15 protein-coding genes and 1 tRNA gene are annotated in these 16,507 nt (G+C 60.4%); 12 read left to right on the forward strand and 4 right to left on the reverse strand.

The annotated features are described in order from the left end of the window. The first annotated feature begins 97 nt into the window (after nucleotides 1–97). The 5 genes from dapA to E2H86_RS11850 all read left to right on the forward strand — a co-directional run bounded on the left by dapA (nucleotide 98) and on the right by E2H86_RS11850 (nucleotide 3,793). Nucleotides 98–976 carry a 4-hydroxy-tetrahydrodipicolinate synthase gene (dapA, locus tag E2H86_RS11830; RefSeq protein WP_133327923.1) on the forward strand — a complete coding sequence of 293 codons (879 nt, stop codon included), beginning with the start codon at nucleotides 98–100 and terminating at the stop codon, nucleotides 974–976. Nucleotides 977–993: 17 nt separating this feature from the next. Then, complete coding sequence (gene bamC / locus E2H86_RS11835) at nucleotides 994–2,112, forward strand: outer membrane protein assembly factor BamC (protein WP_133327925.1); 1,119 nt, start codon at nucleotides 994–996, stop codon at nucleotides 2,110–2,112. Next, nucleotides 2,113–2,871, forward strand: coding sequence for an MBL fold metallo-hydrolase (locus tag E2H86_RS11840; RefSeq protein WP_133327927.1), 759 nt, complete (start codon nucleotides 2,113–2,115; stop codon nucleotides 2,869–2,871). It abuts the gene before it with no gap. Between the two features lie 29 nt (nucleotides 2,872–2,900). After that, nucleotides 2,901–3,611 (forward strand): phosphoribosylaminoimidazolesuccinocarboxamide synthase, encoded by a 711-nt coding sequence (purC, locus tag E2H86_RS11845; RefSeq protein ID WP_133327929.1) that lies wholly within the window; start codon nucleotides 2,901–2,903, stop codon nucleotides 3,609–3,611. Between the two features lie 92 nt (nucleotides 3,612–3,703). Next, nucleotides 3,704–3,793, forward strand: a tRNA-Ser gene (locus tag E2H86_RS11850). Nucleotides 3,794–3,970: 177 nt separating this feature from the next. Here E2H86_RS11850 and E2H86_RS11855 read toward each other — a convergent pair. After that, entirely contained in the window at nucleotides 3,971–4,411 is a 441-nt protein-coding gene (locus tag E2H86_RS11855) for a carboxymuconolactone decarboxylase family protein (protein ID WP_133327931.1), read from the reverse strand. Nucleotides 4,412–4,520: 109 nt separating this feature from the next. Here E2H86_RS11855 and E2H86_RS11860 point away from each other — a divergent pair, with 109 nt between their 5' ends. Further along, the gene (locus E2H86_RS11860; protein ID WP_133327933.1) at nucleotides 4,521–5,435 is read left to right on the forward strand and encodes a LysR family transcriptional regulator; all 915 of its coding nucleotides are present in this window, start codon (nucleotides 4,521–4,523) and stop codon (nucleotides 5,433–5,435) included. A 25-nt stretch (nucleotides 5,436–5,460) separates the two neighbouring features. On the opposite strand, the gene E2H86_RS11865 is transcribed toward E2H86_RS11860, so the two are convergent. The 3 genes from E2H86_RS11865 to E2H86_RS11875 all read right to left on the reverse strand — a co-directional run bounded on the left by E2H86_RS11865 (nucleotide 5,461) and on the right by E2H86_RS11875 (nucleotide 10,071). After that, entirely contained in the window at nucleotides 5,461–6,327 is an 867-nt protein-coding gene (locus tag E2H86_RS11865; RefSeq protein ID WP_133327935.1) for an alpha/beta hydrolase, read from the reverse strand. After that, a complete protein-coding gene (locus E2H86_RS11870) occupies nucleotides 6,327–8,771 on the reverse strand; it encodes an autotransporter family protein (RefSeq protein ID WP_243744049.1) in 2,445 nt (814 codons plus the stop codon). The genes E2H86_RS11865 and E2H86_RS11870 overlap by 1 nt, the downstream gene beginning before the upstream one ends. A gap of 346 nt (nucleotides 8,772–9,117) precedes the next feature. Beyond that, nucleotides 9,118–10,071: a LysR family transcriptional regulator gene (locus E2H86_RS11875; protein ID WP_133327939.1), complete on the reverse strand. Its 954-nt coding sequence runs from the start codon at nucleotides 10,069–10,071 to the stop codon at nucleotides 9,118–9,120. Between the two features lie 500 nt (nucleotides 10,072–10,571). Between E2H86_RS11875 and E2H86_RS11880 the strand changes: the two genes are divergently transcribed. The 6 genes from E2H86_RS11880 (at nucleotide 10,572) to E2H86_RS11905 (ending at nucleotide 16,500) form a co-directional block, all read left to right on the forward strand. After that, complete coding sequence (locus tag E2H86_RS11880; protein ID WP_133327941.1) at nucleotides 10,572–11,861, forward strand: OprD family porin; 1,290 nt, start codon at nucleotides 10,572–10,574, stop codon at nucleotides 11,859–11,861. A gap of 192 nt (nucleotides 11,862–12,053) precedes the next feature. After that, nucleotides 12,054–13,172 carry an ABC transporter substrate-binding protein gene (locus E2H86_RS11885; RefSeq protein ID WP_133327943.1) on the forward strand — a complete coding sequence of 373 codons (1,119 nt, stop codon included), beginning with the start codon at nucleotides 12,054–12,056 and terminating at the stop codon, nucleotides 13,170–13,172. A gap of 62 nt (nucleotides 13,173–13,234) precedes the next feature. Next, nucleotides 13,235–14,128, forward strand: coding sequence for a branched-chain amino acid ABC transporter permease (locus E2H86_RS11890; protein WP_133327945.1), 894 nt, complete (start codon nucleotides 13,235–13,237; stop codon nucleotides 14,126–14,128). Then, a complete protein-coding gene (locus E2H86_RS11895; RefSeq protein WP_133327947.1) occupies nucleotides 14,121–14,987 on the forward strand; it encodes a branched-chain amino acid ABC transporter permease in 867 nt (288 codons plus the stop codon). Before E2H86_RS11890 ends, E2H86_RS11895 begins: the two co-directional genes overlap by 8 nt. Next, nucleotides 14,984–15,784, forward strand: coding sequence for an ABC transporter ATP-binding protein (locus E2H86_RS11900; RefSeq protein ID WP_133327949.1), 801 nt, complete (start codon nucleotides 14,984–14,986; stop codon nucleotides 15,782–15,784). Before E2H86_RS11895 ends, E2H86_RS11900 begins: the two co-directional genes overlap by 4 nt. Then, nucleotides 15,781–16,500, forward strand: coding sequence for an ABC transporter ATP-binding protein (locus E2H86_RS11905; RefSeq protein ID WP_133327951.1), 720 nt, complete (start codon nucleotides 15,781–15,783; stop codon nucleotides 16,498–16,500). Before E2H86_RS11900 ends, E2H86_RS11905 begins: the two co-directional genes overlap by 4 nt. Nucleotides 16,501–16,507: the final 7 nt, after the last annotated feature.

Consider the following 16,507-nt stretch of genomic DNA (forward strand, 5'->3'; position numbering starts at 1 on the left):
AGGCGCCGAGGGGAATGCTCCGCCTGCCTGCTTCGCTTGTGCAAGGTCGAAGGCGCCAGTACCATTACCGCTCTCTTTTTCCGGCAGGAGCAGTTACATGATTGCGGGCAGTATGGTGGCATTGGTCACACCCATGGATGCACAAGGGCGTCTTGATTGGGACAGCCTGGGCAAACTTGTAGACTTCCACCTGGAAAAGGGCACCCACGCGATCGTCGCTGTCGGCACCACCGGTGAGTCCGCCACCCTGGACGTCGAAGAGCACATCAAGGTCATCGAATTCGTGGTCAAGCGTGTCGCCGGGCGTATCCCGGTCATCGCCGGCACCGGTGCCAACTCCACCAGCGAAGCCGTGCACCTGACCCAGAATGCCAAGAACGCCGGCGCCGATGCCTGCCTGCTGGTGGTCCCGTACTACAACAAGCCGACCCAGGAAGGCCTGTACCAGCACTTCAAGCACATCGCCGAGTCCGTCGACATTCCGCAGATCCTCTACAACGTACCCGGCCGCACCTCCTGCGACATGCAGGCCGAGACTGTGATCCGCCTGTCGAAGGTCAAGAACATCATCGGCATCAAGGAAGCCACCGGCGACCTGGTCCGTGCCAAGGCCATCATCGACGGCGTCGACAAGGACTTCATCGTCATGTCCGGCGATGACCCTACCGCTGTCGAGCTGATCCTGCTCGGTGGCAAGGGCAACATTTCCGTTACCGCCAACGTCGCCCCGCGCGAAATGGCCGATATGTGCGAGGCCGCCCTCGAGGGCAACGCCGAGAAGGCCCGCGCCATCAACGAAAAACTCATGCCGCTGCATAAAGACCTGTTCTGCGAAGCCAACCCGATCCCGGTGAAGTGGGCGCTCGTCGAAATGGGCCTTATGCACAAGGGCATTCGCCTGCCGCTGACCTGGCTGAGCGAAGGTTGTCACGAAAAAGTCCGTACTGCCTTGCGCCAGTCCGGCGTACTGGTTTAAACGAGGAAGTACACCGCATGAAGCGACTGGCTGGTCTTTCCGCCCTTGCCCTGATCATCTCCAGCACCAGCGGGTGTGGCTGGTTGTGGGGCGACGAGGGTTATTTCCGCGACCGCGGCAGCGATTACCTGCAGGCGCACCCGACCGCGCCGATGCAACTGCCGCCGGACGCCAGCAACGTCAAGCGTCTTGACCCGTTGTTGCCGATTCCGCGTAACGTTGCCGACGACCACGCCACCGGCGAGTTCGAGGTGCCGCGCCCGCAGCCGCTTTCGAGTGTTGCCGAAGTCAGCGATTTCAGTCTGCAGCGCAGCGGTTCCAGCCGCTGGGTACTGGCCCAGCGCTCGCCAGCCGAAGTCTGGCCGGTGGCCCACCAGTTCTTCGAGGACAACGGCTTCCGTATTGCCGAAGAACGTCCGCAGACCGGTGAATTCAGCACCACCTGGCAGCGTTTCGACGAACTCTCGGCCGCCCTCGGTCAGCGCCTGGCGAGCACCGCCAGCAGCGGCGACAGCGAGGTCCGCGTGCGTGTCCGCATGGAGCCTGGCGTACAGCGCAATACCTCCGAGGTGTATGTGGTCAGCGTCGAGCGGCCGGCTGGCAGCACCGCCGAGCCTGCATTCCCATCCACGTCGACCAACACGGGCGCAGACGCCCTGCTGGTCGACGAAATGCTCGCCAGCATGAACCGCAGCGCCGAGAAGGGCGGTTCGGTTTCCCTGCTGGCCGCGCGCGATTTCGATGCACCGAGCCGCGTTACCTTGAGCGAGGACGGCAGCGGCAACCCGGTGCTGTTCGTCGGCGCCGACCTGGATCGCGCCTGGTCCAGCGTAGGTCGCGCCTTGGAAGAGGGCGGCCAATGGCGGGTCGAGGACATCAACCGCAGCTTGGGCCTGTACTACATCAACCTGTCCGAAAAACCTGAAGACAAGCAGAACGAGCCTGGCTTCTTCAGCCGTCTGTTCGGCAGCGAGCCGACCAAGGAAGAGCTGGAGGCCCGTGCCGAGCGTTATCAGGTGCGTCTGGCCAAGGTTGGCGAGACCGTGCAGGTCACCGTCGAGAAGAACATCAACACCGTGGCCCCGGCCGATGTCGCCCGCCGTGTGCTGAGCGCCATTCAGGACCACCTGGGCTAAGTGCGCTTCGCGGTACTAGGAAGCGGCAGCCAGGGAAACGGCACGCTGATCGCTCGGGGTGACACGTTCATCCTGGTCGATTGCGGGTTTTCCCTGCGTGAAACCGAGCGGCGCCTGGCGCTGCTCGGGGTACAGGCCTCGCAACTGAGCGCGGTGCTGGTCACCCACGAACATGCCGACCACGTGCATGGGGTGGGCTTGCTGGCGCGGCGCTACAATGTACCGGTCTACCTCAGCCAAGGGACCTTGCGTGGTTTGCGCAAGCCGGTCGAGGTCGCCGGTTTTCTTGCCTGTGGCGATCGCCTGGAAATCGGCGAGCTGCAAGTGAGCGCCGCACGCGTCGAGCATGATGCCTACGAGCCTTTGCAATACGTGTTCAGCGATGGCCGGCGCCGTTTCGGCATGCTGACCGACCTGGGCTCGTACGATGCGTTGTTGCTCGAGCGCTATCAGGGGCTGGACGCATTGCTGATCGAGGCCAATCACTGTCGCGACATGCTCGCCCGAGGGCATTACCCCTACTTCCTCAAGCAGCGGGTAGGCGGGGCCCAAGGGCATTTGAACAATCACCAGGCCGCGCGTCTGGTGGAGGAGTTGGGCTGGAGCAACCTGCAGCACCTGGTGCTGGCCCATCTCAGTAGCAAGAACAACCTGCCACAGTTGGCTCGCCAGTGCTTTGTCGACACCCTCGGGTGCGACCCGGACTGGCTCCAGGTGGCAAATCAGGAACACGGGCTCGACTGGCGCGAAATCGCCTAGCCCAACCACTCAAGCAAGCGGAGCCCATCATGGAAAAACGCGACGAACTCTACCGCGGCAAGGCCAAATCGGTTTACAAGACCGACGACGCCGACCGCTTGATCCTGCTGTTCCGTAACGACACCTCGGCGTTCGACGGCAAGCGCATCGAACAGCTGGATCGCAAGGGCATGGTGAACAACAAGTTCAATGCCTTCATCATGCAAAAGCTCGAAGAAGCCGGCGTGCCGACTCAGTTCGACAAGCTGCTGGGCGACAACGAGTGCCTGGTGAAGAAGCTCGACATGATCCCGGTCGAATGCGTGGTGCGTAATTATGCCGCCGGCAGCCTGGTCAAGCGCCTGGGTGTGGAAGAGGGCATCAAGCTGGAGCCGTCCACCTTCGAACTGTTCCTGAAGAACGATGAGAAAGGCGATCCGTTCATCAACGAATCCCACGTCATGGCGTTCGGTTGGGGTACCGCCGAGCAGTTGGCCGAGATGAAGAAGTTGTCGCTCAAGGTCAACGAAGTGCTGAGCAAGCTGTTCGACGACGCAGGCCTGCTGCTGGTCGACTTCAAGCTGGAGTTCGGTGTGTTCCATGGCCAGATCGTGCTGGGCGACGAGTTCAGCCCGGACGGTTGCCGCCTGTGGGACAAGGAAACCCGCAAGAAGATGGACAAGGACCGCTTCCGTCAGGGGCTGGGTGATGTGATCGAAGCCTACGAAGAAGTTGCCAAGCGCCTGGGCGTGCCGCTGTAAGCGGTTGGTTCACGCAAGCGCCTGATACCACGCGATTTTTTTGCAAATAAAGGTTTGCGTTTTCAGATTTCGCTGGTATGATGCGCGGCATTGGAGAGATGCCGGAGTGGTCGAACGGGACGGATTCGAAATCCGTTGTACTGGCAACAGTACCTAGGGTTCAAATCCCTATCTCTCCGCCATACATCTAGAAGCCCCGCAGATTAACGTCTGCGGGGCTTTTTCGTTATTGGGTGTTTGATCTCACGAGTCCGATTTCGGCATCGTCGAGCAGCGCCCTTCGCGGGCCTGCCCAAACGACACATCACTTATCGCAGTGTTCGCGGCCTGCCTGTCGGGAGCTTGCTCTTTCCTGCGACCTACTTGGGCTGCATGGCGAACCCAACACCGAAGCGATTCCACGCGTTGATCGCTGCGATCACAAAGGTCAACTCCGACAATTCCTGTTCATCGAATTGCGCGGCCACTTCTTCGTAGATGTCATCAGGCGCTTGCCGCTGTGCCACCAGTGTCAGCGTTTCGGTCCACAGGAGGGCCGCGCGTTCGCGGGCGTCGAAGAAAGGTGTTTCCTTCCAGGCGGTGATGGCCATCAGGCGCCGGGGCGTTTCTCCAGCCTTGATCGCATCGCTGGTGTGCAGATCGATGCAATAGGCGCAGCCATTGATCTGCGAAGCGCGGATCCTCACCAGTTCGCGAAGCGCGGCAGGCAAGACGGATTGGGAGGCGGCTTTCTCAAGGCCAATCATCGCTTTCATGGCGTCAGGCGCAGCTTCGTAATAATTGATGCGGGCATTGTTCATCAGTGTTCTCCAGCAGTTGATTGGAAAGCCTCGGCTGAGCGCACTGTAGGTAAAACAAGATCTCGGATAAACTGGCTGATCTCGGTTTATTTGTACGGGTTTTCGCATAATGGCGCTGGATCGATTGGAGGCAATGCGCGCGTTTTGCCGGATCGTGGAAGTTGGCAGCTTCAACGCTGCCGCACAGTCGTTGGGGGTGGCCAAAACCACGATTTCAGGGCAAGTGCAGGCGCTGGAGGCGTTGCTTGGCATGAAGCTGCTGCATCGCACCACCCGGAAAGTCTCGCCGACGACCGAAGGCGCGGCGTACTACGCAAGGGCCCGTACGGTCATCGATGAAGTCGATGAGCTGGAAGCCTCGGTGTCGCATAGCCGAAACATGGTGCATGGGCGGGTGCGCATCGAAATGCCTTCGCCTGTGGGCGTGCTCTGTGTAGTGCCTGGCCTGGGTGACTTCATTGCTCGATTTCCGCAGATCCATCTGGACATCGGTTGCAGCGAACGTGTCGTCGATCTGGTCCAGGAAGGCGTCGACTGTGCGATTCGTGGCGGCGTGATCGCCGACCAGGATCTGGTATGCCGGCCCATAGGTCGGATGCGTTTTTCGCTCTGTGCCGCTCCTGCTTACCTCGAAGGCGCAGGTGTTCTTCGCACGCCTGCGGACCTGGCGACCCATAAACACTTCGGTTTCAAGTTTCCGGCCACCGGCAGGCGCTATGTTCCCACTCTCACATCCGGGGAGGTCCGATTTGACCTGGACCTGCCGCCTTTTCTTTACTTCAACAACGGAGGCGCCACGGCAGCAGCGTTGCTCGCCGGACTGGGTATCGGATTCTTGCCTACTGCGCACGCCCGGCCATATCTCCGAAGCGGTACGCTGATCGAGGTATTGCCTGATTGGCAGATGGCGAGCATGCCGCTTTCCATCGTGTATCCACAAACCCGGCACCTTTCGGCCAGGGTGAGGGCGTTCACAGATTGGGTGGCGGCATTGATGGCGAACGATCCGTTGTGGACGCTTTGAGCAGTTACTCATTGCTCTCTGGGGGTCACTGCCCTTTCGGTCGTCCATCGCACTGGATCGATTGTTCTCGCCAGTACTGCCACACTCGATCCCATCCGCTTTCATGCGTGACACCGGGTATCACGACGGTTTCGAGGCATGCGGCAGGCTCTAATCGTTGGCGATAGAAGACTTCGATCGCTGCAGGAACCACCCGATCGTCAGCGCCTGACAAGTGTCTTTGGGGAATCTTGGCCAAGCGCTGGCGGTACTGCAAGGGCTCAAGTGAGCCGGTCAGAGGTGAGAGTTGGTGTATTCGAACCCATTCTGTCGGGCTAAGGTTGCCGGCCAGTGTTTGTATCTGACTGACATCATCGCGTCGGGCGGCCAGTAGCAGAGCCACTGCGGCGCCACCGGAGTAGCCAACCAGTTCGAAACTCTTGTTGTGATAACGCGCTTTGAACAGATCGAGCGCTTGGTCAAGGCTGGCAACGACCTCTTCGGAGAATCGCTGGTTTGTCCACATCTCGTTCGTACATGTCGGTACGCTGACGAACTGACAGGGACGGGCAAGATAGATTGATGGCGTTGGATCATTCAGCGCCAATCGCGTGACCATCAGTTGTCGGGGGCTGGGATCGGTACTTGGCTGCGTTGCTGTCGCCCAGGCGCGGCCATCACCTTCCAGATAAATGCGTAGGTGGGTGGGGGCCTCTTGCTTGACCGCAGCGACCATCGCCAGAGGAAAAGGGCGGGTGGCCAAAATTTCCAGATGCTGGCCATGATTGGCTGCCAGCGCCTGAAGTGCCTGCTGAGGCGACTGGCATCCGCTCAGCACGGCACTGAACATCAGTGCCGTGCCTTGCAGGCAAATCCCAACCCAGCGCAGTGGGCCGAGTTTTGCAAGGGGCATCAGAAGTCGTAGCGCACTTTGGCTGTGAAGGTGTTGGCTTCGAAGTCCGACTTGCCGACATAGTCGTAGTTCAAGCCGACCGTGACAGCGCCCAGATGATAATCGGCGCCTACACCCGCTTCATAGCTGTTGCGTACGGCACTGGCACCGCTGGTCACGAAAGGCGTATTACCCGAGACGAAGGTCGAGGTGCTGCTGACTTCGTCACCGATGAAGTCGTGGTAGGCCATGACTTTGGCTTGCGGCTCAAATGTACCATTGCCCAGGGGGAAGCTGCCGGCAACGCGCAGACCCGCACCCAATTCCGCCACTTCAAAACGCTGATCTTCGACCTTCAGTGCGGCGGAGCTGCCTTTTTCACGGTACCCGTCGATATCCACGAGGCTGTATCGCGCGGCAAGGCGTGGCTCGACCAGAACCGAAGGGGAGATGTGGTAGGTGTAGCCACCGACCAGATTTACACCGAACAGATTGCTGTCGTAGTCCGCTTTGGCGGTTGTGCCGGCAATGCTGCGTTTGCTTTCGTTGTCGTTCAAGCCATAGGTCAGACTGGCATCAACGAAGTAGTTGCCCTGCTCGAAACCGCCGTACAGGGTGAAGGCGTGTCCGTCGACCTTGGTTTTGTCACCGGTCTTTCCGTTGACATCGGTGTTCAGGTAGCTGTACGCCACACCCAAGGTCACCTGATCGTTGAGCTTGCCGTCGGCACCCACTGCAATACCACGGCTGTAGGCGTTATAGCCGGCGACGTTGTCGCGCAGATCCTGGCTGGCATCGCTGTACAGGGTTTGCACCCAGACCCCGGTCTCCTTGAAGCCTTCGCCAGAAGACATACCGCGTGCGCCGGAGGTGCGGGCGCCGGTGACGTTGCTGATCAGGGTCTGGCCGGTAGTGGCCGCCTGGGTCGCACCGCCGTTGACCTCGGGGGTCAGCTGTTCGGCCAGTGCGCGCAGTGCCTTCGCGTCCTGGGAAGCATTGACATAGGACTGGAACACCTTGTCCTGCGGGTTCAGTGTAGCCAGTTGGGCGGCAACATTGCTGAATGCGGAAGCGGCGCGCTGGGCATTGTTGGAGCCACCGATGTCCTTGATCACCTCGCCGACTTCGGAAGCCGATTTGCTGGTGACGGTGGCAACGACCTGGTTACCTTCGATGACATAGGTGTCGACATTCAGCAGCGAGGAGCGGCTGCTGACCAGTTTGCCGTCCTCGGTCTGGTTGTCCAGCGAGTCTGCCTGGACCAAGGTGTAGGTGCTGCCGTTGGCACTGAAATCGCTGCCTTGGGCAGCGAGGGTAATTTGCGAACCCTTTTCGAATGTGGCCGTGCCATCGACGCTCAGCACTGCTTTGCTGGCATCCGTCGCGCTACTGAGGTTCAGGTCCAGCGATGAACCGTTACCTACCAGCAGATCACCCTGCAAAGAGGTGTGGGCATTGACCAGCTGCAGATGGCCGGCTGTACCCTCGGTGCCAATCATCAGCGGGCCATTGTCGAACATCCGGATGTTGTAGCCATCGGCATCAGTGTTGGTGCCTTTGAACAATGCATCACCGGTGACATAGATGCGGTCCAGGTCGATCAGGTTGCCGGTAATCGATCCACCCTGCCAGTCCAGCACCACGGTATCGGACGCTTCGGATGCGTCGATCGCTTCATCTTCTGAAATCAGCGTGCCTCGGTTGACCAGCGTGAGCGCGCTACCTTCAGCTTCACCATCGAGGTCAAAACCACCGATTTCAATTGCAGCATCGGTTGCCTGGATCAGGCCATTGTTGATGAGCTGGGCGGACGAAGAAGTAAAGCTCACACCGTCAAGTTCTACGCCAACGGCGTCGTCGCCTGTGGCGATGATGCGGCCATTGTTTTCAATGCCGCCGATATCGACCCGATCGGTGTAGATGAAGTACTCATTGGAAGTGGCATCCAATGCAGTGGCGTTCTTTCCGCTGACCTGAATCAAACCGTTGTTGATCAGCTTGCCGTCAATCTCGCCGCCTTCCAGCAAGATGCCCTTGGCGTTGGTGCCGCTCGCCAGAATCTGCCCGGTACTGGCGTTGATCAGATCACCATGCAATTCCGACTGTCCGGAGAATTCCAAGGCTCGGATGCCATCACCTTCGAATTCATTACCGCTAACGCTCAGGGTGCCTTCGTTGATCAGGTCACCGTGGATGATGGCAGGGTCGACCAGCATCGCCGACACACCATCGCCGCTCATCGTGATGCTGCCTTTGTTCACCAGATTGCCCAGGATTTCAGTGGCCGGGCCGAACGATGAAGGGTCTTCGTCCTCTCCTGCCATGGACAGGTCCAGGCCATCGGAGTTAGTGCCATTCGCCTTGACGGTGGCGTTGATCACCAGGTCTTTGTTGAAGGTAACGCTGTTGAATTCGATGGCGTCCAAGTCGCTGTTGTTCGAAGAGAACGCGCCATTGACTTCCACGTGGTCTGCATAGGAGGCGTTTTCTATCTGCACGCCCGCGTTGGTCAGTGCGATAGTTTCAGCATAGACGGGATGTGCTGCGGCGGTGATCGCGAGAGCAATGAGCGTTTTTTGTAGGTTAACGACAGCCACTTTTCATTCCTTGACATCGATTTGAGAAAGCTTCCTTGCATGGCTCCGCCTTGCATAGGTGGCCAATGGCCATGCTGGAGGCGCGCGGAGTATATATCCTGTGATTTATCATGGATATACATTTCTGGCGCCATTGTTATGGCTCATTCAGCAGGTGGGAATAGCTGGGAAACGGAGCCGTTATAGAGGGCGCGAACAGGTCAGCGAAACGGCTCTAAGCGGGGCCAATAGACACCAGCCCTTTGCGCTTTGTCGGGTCTGCTCCCTCGTCAAATGTACGCGGATGAGTAAACACATACTCCAACTCATCGGCCAATAATCTGGCCGGCCGGGTGATCAACTCCCGGTTCCGATAGACCATCGATATATCCAGACCCGGCACCTCTTCCTCGATGGTCAGTGCTTCGAGCACCGGACCGCTGCGGTTCATGTAATCGAACATGCGCAGCGGCCAGTAGCTGATCACATCCGTGCTGCAGGCCAGTTCACAGAAGATGATCCCGGCTGAACATTCGAGCAGGTCCTCGGGTGGCGCCAACTGGTAGTGCGTGAACATCAAGCCGATCCGTGAGCTGTCCAGCGGCTCCTGCAGCAGCCATCGCTGGTCACGCAACTGCCGCAGGGAATGGGCGCTGCGTAGCGGGTGGCCGCAGCGTACGGCCAGTACGGTGGGTTGGCTATACAGCGCCGTCCACTGGAAGCCATCAGCGTAGCGGCTGGCCGGCTGGCACGACAGCACCAGGTCCAGTTGCCCTTCACGCAGGCCCTCCATCAACTTGGAAGGGCGCATCTCATGGATGCGCAGGCGTACTTCAGGATTGCGCTCGATGAACTGGTTGATTGCCGTGATCATCTGCGTTCTTGGCGTTGCCGGGGAGATACCGATCGATACGGTGCCGCCGGTTTCGCCTTTGAGCACGGCAATCTCTTCGCGGGCGCGGCGGGCCTCCTCCAGCATCAGGCGTGCCCTGCGCACCAGGCGCTCGCCGTATTCGGTGGTGGTGATACCTCGGTTGGAGCGCACCAGCAGGGGTACGCCAAGCGACGCTTCCAGCTCTTTGATCGTTTTCGAGAGAGCGGGCTGGGAAAGATGCAACAACCGGGCAGTTTCCTGGATGCTGCCGCTCTCGCAGATCGTGATCAGCACCTTCAGTTGATGGAGCTTCATAGGCTTTTTGTTTTCTTGGAAAGAGTCTGGCGTATTGCCATGAGGCGAAGATTAAACCTGGTGCGAATCAAGGTGCAACCTGGTGCAACCAAATTGACACTCATCTTTTAATTGGAAGTTTGTTCAATAAAAACAATGATGTCTTATCAATGAGCAGCAAACGTTTGGCCCTGATCATCCATGCGCCATACTGGTGCAATGGCGGCTGATTCGTAGGTTTGGTTATACCTATGAAAAAGTATGTGGTTGCACCTATAGCCTTCAGAAAACTAGGATCCTCTAGCAAGGTGCTACCCGGTAATACCTCGCCGAGTAGTGTGCCTATGACCACTAAGAAAAATAGTCGGCCCACAAGCCACGTCTGTATGCAGTAACCGAAGAGTTCGCACTTCGGATTGACCTGTCGCCACTCCGCATCCTTGACCCAGGCAGCCACGCTGGCCTGCCTTGTGGACAAGTGCGTCCTGAAAAAAAAGAAACACAAGGGAGAGTCGCTTCACATGAAGAAAAAACTATTGAGCCTGGCCATTCTTTCGGCCATGGGGGGCTTCGGCGGGCAGGTGCTGGCCGGAGGATTCATCGAAGACAGCAGTGCAAAGCTCGAGCTGCGCAACTTCTATTTCAACCACGACTTCCGCGACACGCACACCGAGACCCAGGACGAATGGGGGCAGGCGTTCTTGCTCAACGTTCAGTCAGGGTTCACCCAAGGCGCCGTCGGCTTTGGCGCCGATGCCACCTATACCTTGGGCGTCAAACTCGATGCACCCGGGGCACGGTCGATATTCCCGGCCGACTCCGACGGGGAGGCGGTGGACAACTTCAGCCGCGGCGGGCTGACCGGCAAAGTCCGGTTCTCCAAGACCGAGGCCCGCTACGGCATCCTCACCCCAAAGTTGCCGATTCTCTGGTCCAACGATGGCCGGATGCTGCCGCAACTGTTCGAGGGTGGACAGATCACCAGCAACGAGATCGACAACCTGACCCTTACCGGTGGCCAGATCGAACACGTGGTTGGACGGATGTCGAGTAACTTCACCGGAATGTCGATCTCCGGTGGTACCCAGCAGAGCAACCAGTTCCGTTTCGTCGGCGGTGACTACAAGGGTATCAAGGACCTGACTCTGCAGTACTACTTTGCCAACCTCGAGGACTACTACGACCAGCATTTCCTCGGTGCATTGCACAGCCTGCCGGTGGGTCCGGGCGTGCTGAAGACCGACCTGCGCTACTTCCGCACCACCTCCGATGGCAAGAACGCCGACCTCGCTGCCGGTTATCGGGCGGCCACCAGCGGCAGTGGCAACGACGGTGAGCTGGACAACACCACCTGGAGTGCCAAGTTCACCTACGCCTTGGGTGGCCATGCCTTGAGCCTGGGCTACCAGCAGGTCTCGGACGACAGCATTTTTGCCCAGCTCAACCAGGGAGGCCTGCCCAACGAAGGGGCCGGTGGCGCCAGCACTTATGTCATCACCGACAGCCTGGTGCAGAACTTCACCTACGCCGGTGAGCGCACCATTCTCGGCGGTTACGCCTATGACTTCGCCGCCCTGGGCGTGCCCGGCCTCAATGCCAGCGTCACCTGGCTCAAAGGCGACCAGATCAAGACCGCCGTCGGTTCCGACCGCGAGGAATGGGAGCGCGACATCGTGCTCAGCTATGTGGTGCAGAGCGGCGCACTCAAGGGCGTAGGCGTTGCCTGGCGCAACGGGATGCTGCGCAGTGACGTGCTCGGCGACATCGACCACAACCGCCTGACCATCAGCTACACCTTGCCAATCTGGTAAGCACCCGACGCGATCACGTCAGATCCTCCCCCCGCCCGGCACCCCGGGAGGACCGGAGCGGTGCATCTGCGATTCGCCACGAGCGACTCGGGGAGCACCGGTACTTGAGCTGTTTTGCCCCGCAAATGCCGGGGGCTGCATGACGCAGTGAGCGACGGCCCGCGCCGTCACGATCATTCCAAGGAGACAGTTATGCCATTCAAGTTCCGCTCCATGCTTACCTCGATGTCCGTGTTGTTCACCCTCGGGCTGGCGACACCATTCGCCCATGCCGCCGATGCTGTGCAGATGGGCGCGGTGCTGTCGCTGACCGGGCCCAACGCCACCGTCGGCGAGGATGTGCGGCGGGCGGTCAAGCTCGCCGAAGACAAGGTCAACGCCGACGGTGGTGTGCTCGGCAAACCCTTCAAAGTCATCGTCGAGGACTCCGGCGGCAACCCCACGACCGCCATCAACGCTGCCCGCAAACTGGTCAGTGTCGACAAAGTGCCGGTGGTGATCGGTGAGTACTCATCGGGAATCAGCATTCCGATGGGCCAGTACCTGGTCAAGGAAGGCGTGGTGCATATCAACATCGCCAGCACCAGCGTCAAGGTCCGCGACCTGGGCAGCAGTTCGTTCAACCTGATCGGCCTGGAAGACAAGGGCAACAAGTTCTCCTCCCAGGACGCCTGGGACCTGGGCTTTCGGAATGTCGCCATCCTGGCTCCGAACAATGCCTACGGCCAGGGTGTAGCCCATGGTTTCCGTGCGGAGTTCGAGAAGCTCGGCGGCAAGATCGTCAACGAGACCCTCTACACCGCGGGTCAGTCCACCTACCGCCGCGAGCTGCAGCAGATCGCCCGGACCAAACCGGATGCCTACATCTACACCGCCTATGGCCAGGAATCGGCGGTCATCAACCGTGAGGCTCTGGAGCTGGGGCTGCGGGATAAACCGTGGTACGCGATCCTGCTTTCGATGAGCCTGTCGGACACCCCGGCCAACATCGCCCAAGGCCAACTGGGCATGGAAGTCGGCTCTTTCGTCGGTCCGACCGGCAAGGCCTACGCCGATGCGTTCGCCGCCAAGTACAAGGAGGGCATGAAAACCTCGTACACCGGTTATGCCTACGATGCCGTGCTGATGACGGCCAAGGCCATCGACAAAGCGGGTTCCACCGACCCGGCTGCCGTGCAGGCCGCGCTCAAGGATGTGGGCAAGGGTTATGACGGCGTGACCGGCAAGGTCGCCTTCGACGATGGCCGTCAGCGTATCGACCCACCCTACGCCAAGCTCAAGTACGACGGCGGCAAGGTCGTGCCTCGATAACTACGCAACACACCCGCCCGGTCCGCCGGGCGGTTTCTGCCTGCTCTTGCGGAGTGCTTTCCATGTTGCAGTTCCTGATCGATACCTTGCTTCGGGCAACCGACTTGGCGCTGAACGCTTTCGGCCTCAGTCTGGTATACGGGCTGGTCAAGTTTCCCAATATCGCCCATGTGCAATACGCCATGCTCGGCGCGTACCTGACCTACGGTCTGAATGGGGTCGGTGTGCCGCTGCCCGTGGCGTTGCTGGGGGCCGCACTGTTGGTCGGTGCACTGTCTCTGGCGTTGCAGCGCCTGGTGTTCCAGCGTCTGCTCAAAAGTGGCCCGGCCATCGCCATGATCGGCTCGCTGGCAATCGCCATGCTGTTGGTCGCGACCGTCCAAGGTTGGGCCGGTAGCTTCCCGCGCATGTTCCAGTTGCCGCTACAGGCGCCGCTGGTGCTGGGCGATGCGCGTATCACTCATACCCAGTTGTACTTCTTCTTCACGACCCTGGTGTTGCTCGCGGTGTTCACCGTGGCGCTGTTCCATACCCGCCTGGGCCGCGCCATGCGGGCGCTGGCGGGCAATCCGGCACTGGCCAATGCCTGTGGCCTGCATGCTGCGCGCATCACCCTGATGGTCACCTTCGCCAGCGGCGCCGTCGCCGGGCTCGGCGGTGGGCTGCTGGCGCTATCGACCGGCGCCCATATCAACCTTGGCCATGATCTGCTGCTGCCGGTGTTCGCCGCGGCCATTCTCGGAGGCTTGGGCAATCCGCTGGGCGCGGTCGCAGGCGCGTTGTTGATCGCCCTGACCGAGACCCTGGTCACCAACCTCGATTTCGGCTGGCTGGTGGGTCGGGAGATGGCCTTCCTGCCGGTCTCGTACATCAGTGGTGCAGCGTTCCTCATCCTGCTGCTGGCACTGCTGTTCAAGCCTTACGGCTTGTTCGATCGGGAGGTCCGCCGTGTTTGATTTCCTCGTTTCAGCGCTGACCTTCGCCAGCCTGTATGGGCTGATGGCGCTCGGGCTCAACCTGCAGGCCGGCTATGGCGGCTTGCTCAACTTCGGCCATATCGCCTTCGCCGGACTCGGGGCCTACGCCACCGGCATCGCCGTGCAGGCGGGCTATTCAGCGTGGCTGGGCATGAGTATCGGCGTACTGGCGGCCATGGCGCTGGGCGCATGCGTGGCACGGTTGGGGCGCAGCCTGGCCTCGGACTACTGGGGTATCGCCACGCTGGCCATTGCCGAAATCCTACGCGTGGTAGCCACCAACGAAGGCTGGCTGACCGGCGGTGCCCAGGGAATAGGCGCCATCCCGACCTTGTTCGAGGGCGGCGGCTTCCTGTTATTGATGCTGGCGTTGCTTTGCGTGGCCACGCTGCTGTGCCGGCGTCTGGCCGATGGACGCTTCGGGCGTGCCTTGCGCTTGATGCGCGAGGAGCCGCAACTGGCGGCTTGCATGGGCTATGACCTGACGTCGCTGAAGTCGCGGGCGATCATGACCGGTGCCGCGCTCACCGCCATCGCCGGTTCGCTGTACGCCCACTTCATGAGCTATGTCGGCCCTGATTACCTGCTCGCCTCCGAGACCTTCCTGCTCTGGACCATGTTGATGATCGGCGGGCTGGGCAATCTGCGCGGTGTGTTGCTGGGCGTGTTGCTGGTCCAGGCTGCCTACAGCCTAGTGCCGTTCGCCAAGGACTACCTGGGCTTCGATTCCGATTTGGCCGGTGCCCTGCGTCTGGGCTTGATCGGTGTGATCCTGCTGGTCTGCCTGATGTGGCGCAGCGAAGGCCTGATCCCTGAAAAAGTAAGGAAGATCGCATGAGTGCTTCTCGCACCAACCTGCTCAGTGTGCGTTCGGTCGCCAAAGCGTTTGGCGGCAATCAGGTGCTGCGTGACGTCAGCTTCGATGTGCAGCGAGGCGAAATCGTCGGCCTGCTGGGTCCCAACGGCTCGGGCAAAAGCACCTTGCTCAACTGCATCACCGGCTTCGAAGCGGTCGATGGCGGTGTCATCGCCTTGGGCGGTCAGCGCATCGAGCGGTTGCCCGCTCACCGGATCGTCCGCCACGGTGTCGCTCGCACGTTCCAGTTGCCATCGATGCCCACCAAGATGTCGGTCTTCGAAGTGGCGCTGGCGGCCAGCGCCGCTCAGCACGGCGTGTTCGCCACATTGCTGGGTACGCCGGCGCTGCGCCGCGCCGAGGCAGAAGCTCGGATCAAGGCTGAAGGATTGATCGACGCTTTATTGCTCGGGGCGGTACGCGATCTACCCGCATCGGCATTGTCGGGTGGGCAGAAGAAACTGCTCGGGATCGTCTGCGCGTTGATGGGTGAGCCTGAACTGGTACTGCTCGACGAACCGACCGCCGGCGTGCATCCCAACCTGCGTCGTGATCTTGTCCAGGCACTCAAGCGCCTCAACAGCCAGGGCATGACGCTGGTCATCGTGGAGCACGACATGCACTTCATTCGCGATGTCTGCAGCCGCTGCGTAGTGCTCGACCGGGGGGAGATCGTCGCCAGCTGCAAGCCGGACAAGCTCGCCTCCAACGAGCGGGTGATCCAGGCCTACCTGGGTGGTCGCCATACCCCACAAGCCCTCGAGGAGAATGCGCCATGATCGAAGTGAAGGACGTCGTCGCCGGCTACAGCACCGAGGTGGATATCCTGCGAGGCATGACCTTGCAGGCCAAGGCGAAGGAAATCGTCACCTTGCTGGGGCCCAACGGCTGTGGCAAGAGCACCCTGCTCAAGACCATCGCCGGCTACCTGCTGCCGCGCCAAGGCCAGGTGCTGCTGGAGGGGCGTGATGTGTCGCGGGTGCCGGTGCACGAGAAGATCCGTCGCTGCCGGTTGGGCTTCGTGCCACAGACCGACAATGTCTTCGCCAACCTGACCATTGCCGAGAACCTCAACGTGGGCGGCCATCATCAGGGCAAGCAGGACAATCAGCAACGCATCGAGGAACTGTGCACGGCGTATCCGATTCTGGCGAAGAAATTCAACGCCCCGGCCGCGTCGATGTCCGGAGGCGAGCGGCAGATTCTGGCACTGGCGCGGGCGCTGATGCCGAGGCCGCGTCTGCTGCTGCTCGACGAGCCCTCGGCGGGGTTGTCGCCAAAGGTCTTGCTGGAAGTGTTCGAAGCCATCGAGCTGATTCGCGCCCAGGAGGGCGTGACCATCCTGATGGTGGAGCAGAACGCGATGGAGGCCCTGCGGATCTCCGACCGCGCCTACGTGCTGTCGCTGGGGAGTGTGGCGTTGACCGGCAACGCCCGCGAGTTGATGCACGATCCTCAAGTCAGCGAGTTGTACCTGGGTGGTCGGGTCGCCTGACGTGCAG

Origin of the sequence: Pseudomonas putida (genome assembly GCF_004357765.1) — a bacterium.
GTDB classification, from domain to species: Bacteria; Pseudomonadota; Gammaproteobacteria; order Pseudomonadales; family Pseudomonadaceae; genus Aquipseudomonas; species Aquipseudomonas putida_U.

Bases quoted from the DNA above. Each gene is read 5' to 3' on its own strand.
- E2H86_RS11860 (WP_133327933.1), top strand. From the start codon at position 4,521: ATGGCGCTGGATCGATTGGAGGCAATGCGCGCGTTTTGCCGGATCGTG.
- E2H86_RS11905 (WP_133327951.1), top strand. From the start codon at position 15,781: ATGATCGAAGTGAAGGACGTCGTCGCCGGCTACAGCACCGAGGTGGAT.
- E2H86_RS11900 (WP_133327949.1), top strand. From the start codon at position 14,984: ATGAGTGCTTCTCGCACCAACCTGCTCAGTGTGCGTTCGGTCGCCAAA.
- E2H86_RS11855 (WP_133327931.1), bottom strand. From the start codon at position 4,411: ATGAACAATGCCCGCATCAATTATTACGAAGCTGCGCCTGACGCCATG.
- E2H86_RS11865 (WP_133327935.1), bottom strand. From the start codon at position 6,327: ATGCCCCTTGCAAAACTCGGCCCACTGCGCTGGGTTGGGATTTGCCTG.
- E2H86_RS11880 (WP_133327941.1), top strand. From the start codon at position 10,572: ATGAAGAAAAAACTATTGAGCCTGGCCATTCTTTCGGCCATGGGGGGC.
- purC (WP_133327929.1), top strand. From the start codon at position 2,901: ATGGAAAAACGCGACGAACTCTACCGCGGCAAGGCCAAATCGGTTTAC.
- E2H86_RS11890 (WP_133327945.1), top strand. From the start codon at position 13,235: ATGTTGCAGTTCCTGATCGATACCTTGCTTCGGGCAACCGACTTGGCG.
- E2H86_RS11875 (WP_133327939.1), bottom strand. From the start codon at position 10,071: ATGAAGCTCCATCAACTGAAGGTGCTGATCACGATCTGCGAGAGCGGC.
- E2H86_RS11885 (WP_133327943.1), top strand. From the start codon at position 12,054: ATGCCATTCAAGTTCCGCTCCATGCTTACCTCGATGTCCGTGTTGTTC.
- dapA (WP_133327923.1), top strand. From the start codon at position 98: ATGATTGCGGGCAGTATGGTGGCATTGGTCACACCCATGGATGCACAA.
- bamC (WP_133327925.1), top strand. From the start codon at position 994: ATGAAGCGACTGGCTGGTCTTTCCGCCCTTGCCCTGATCATCTCCAGC.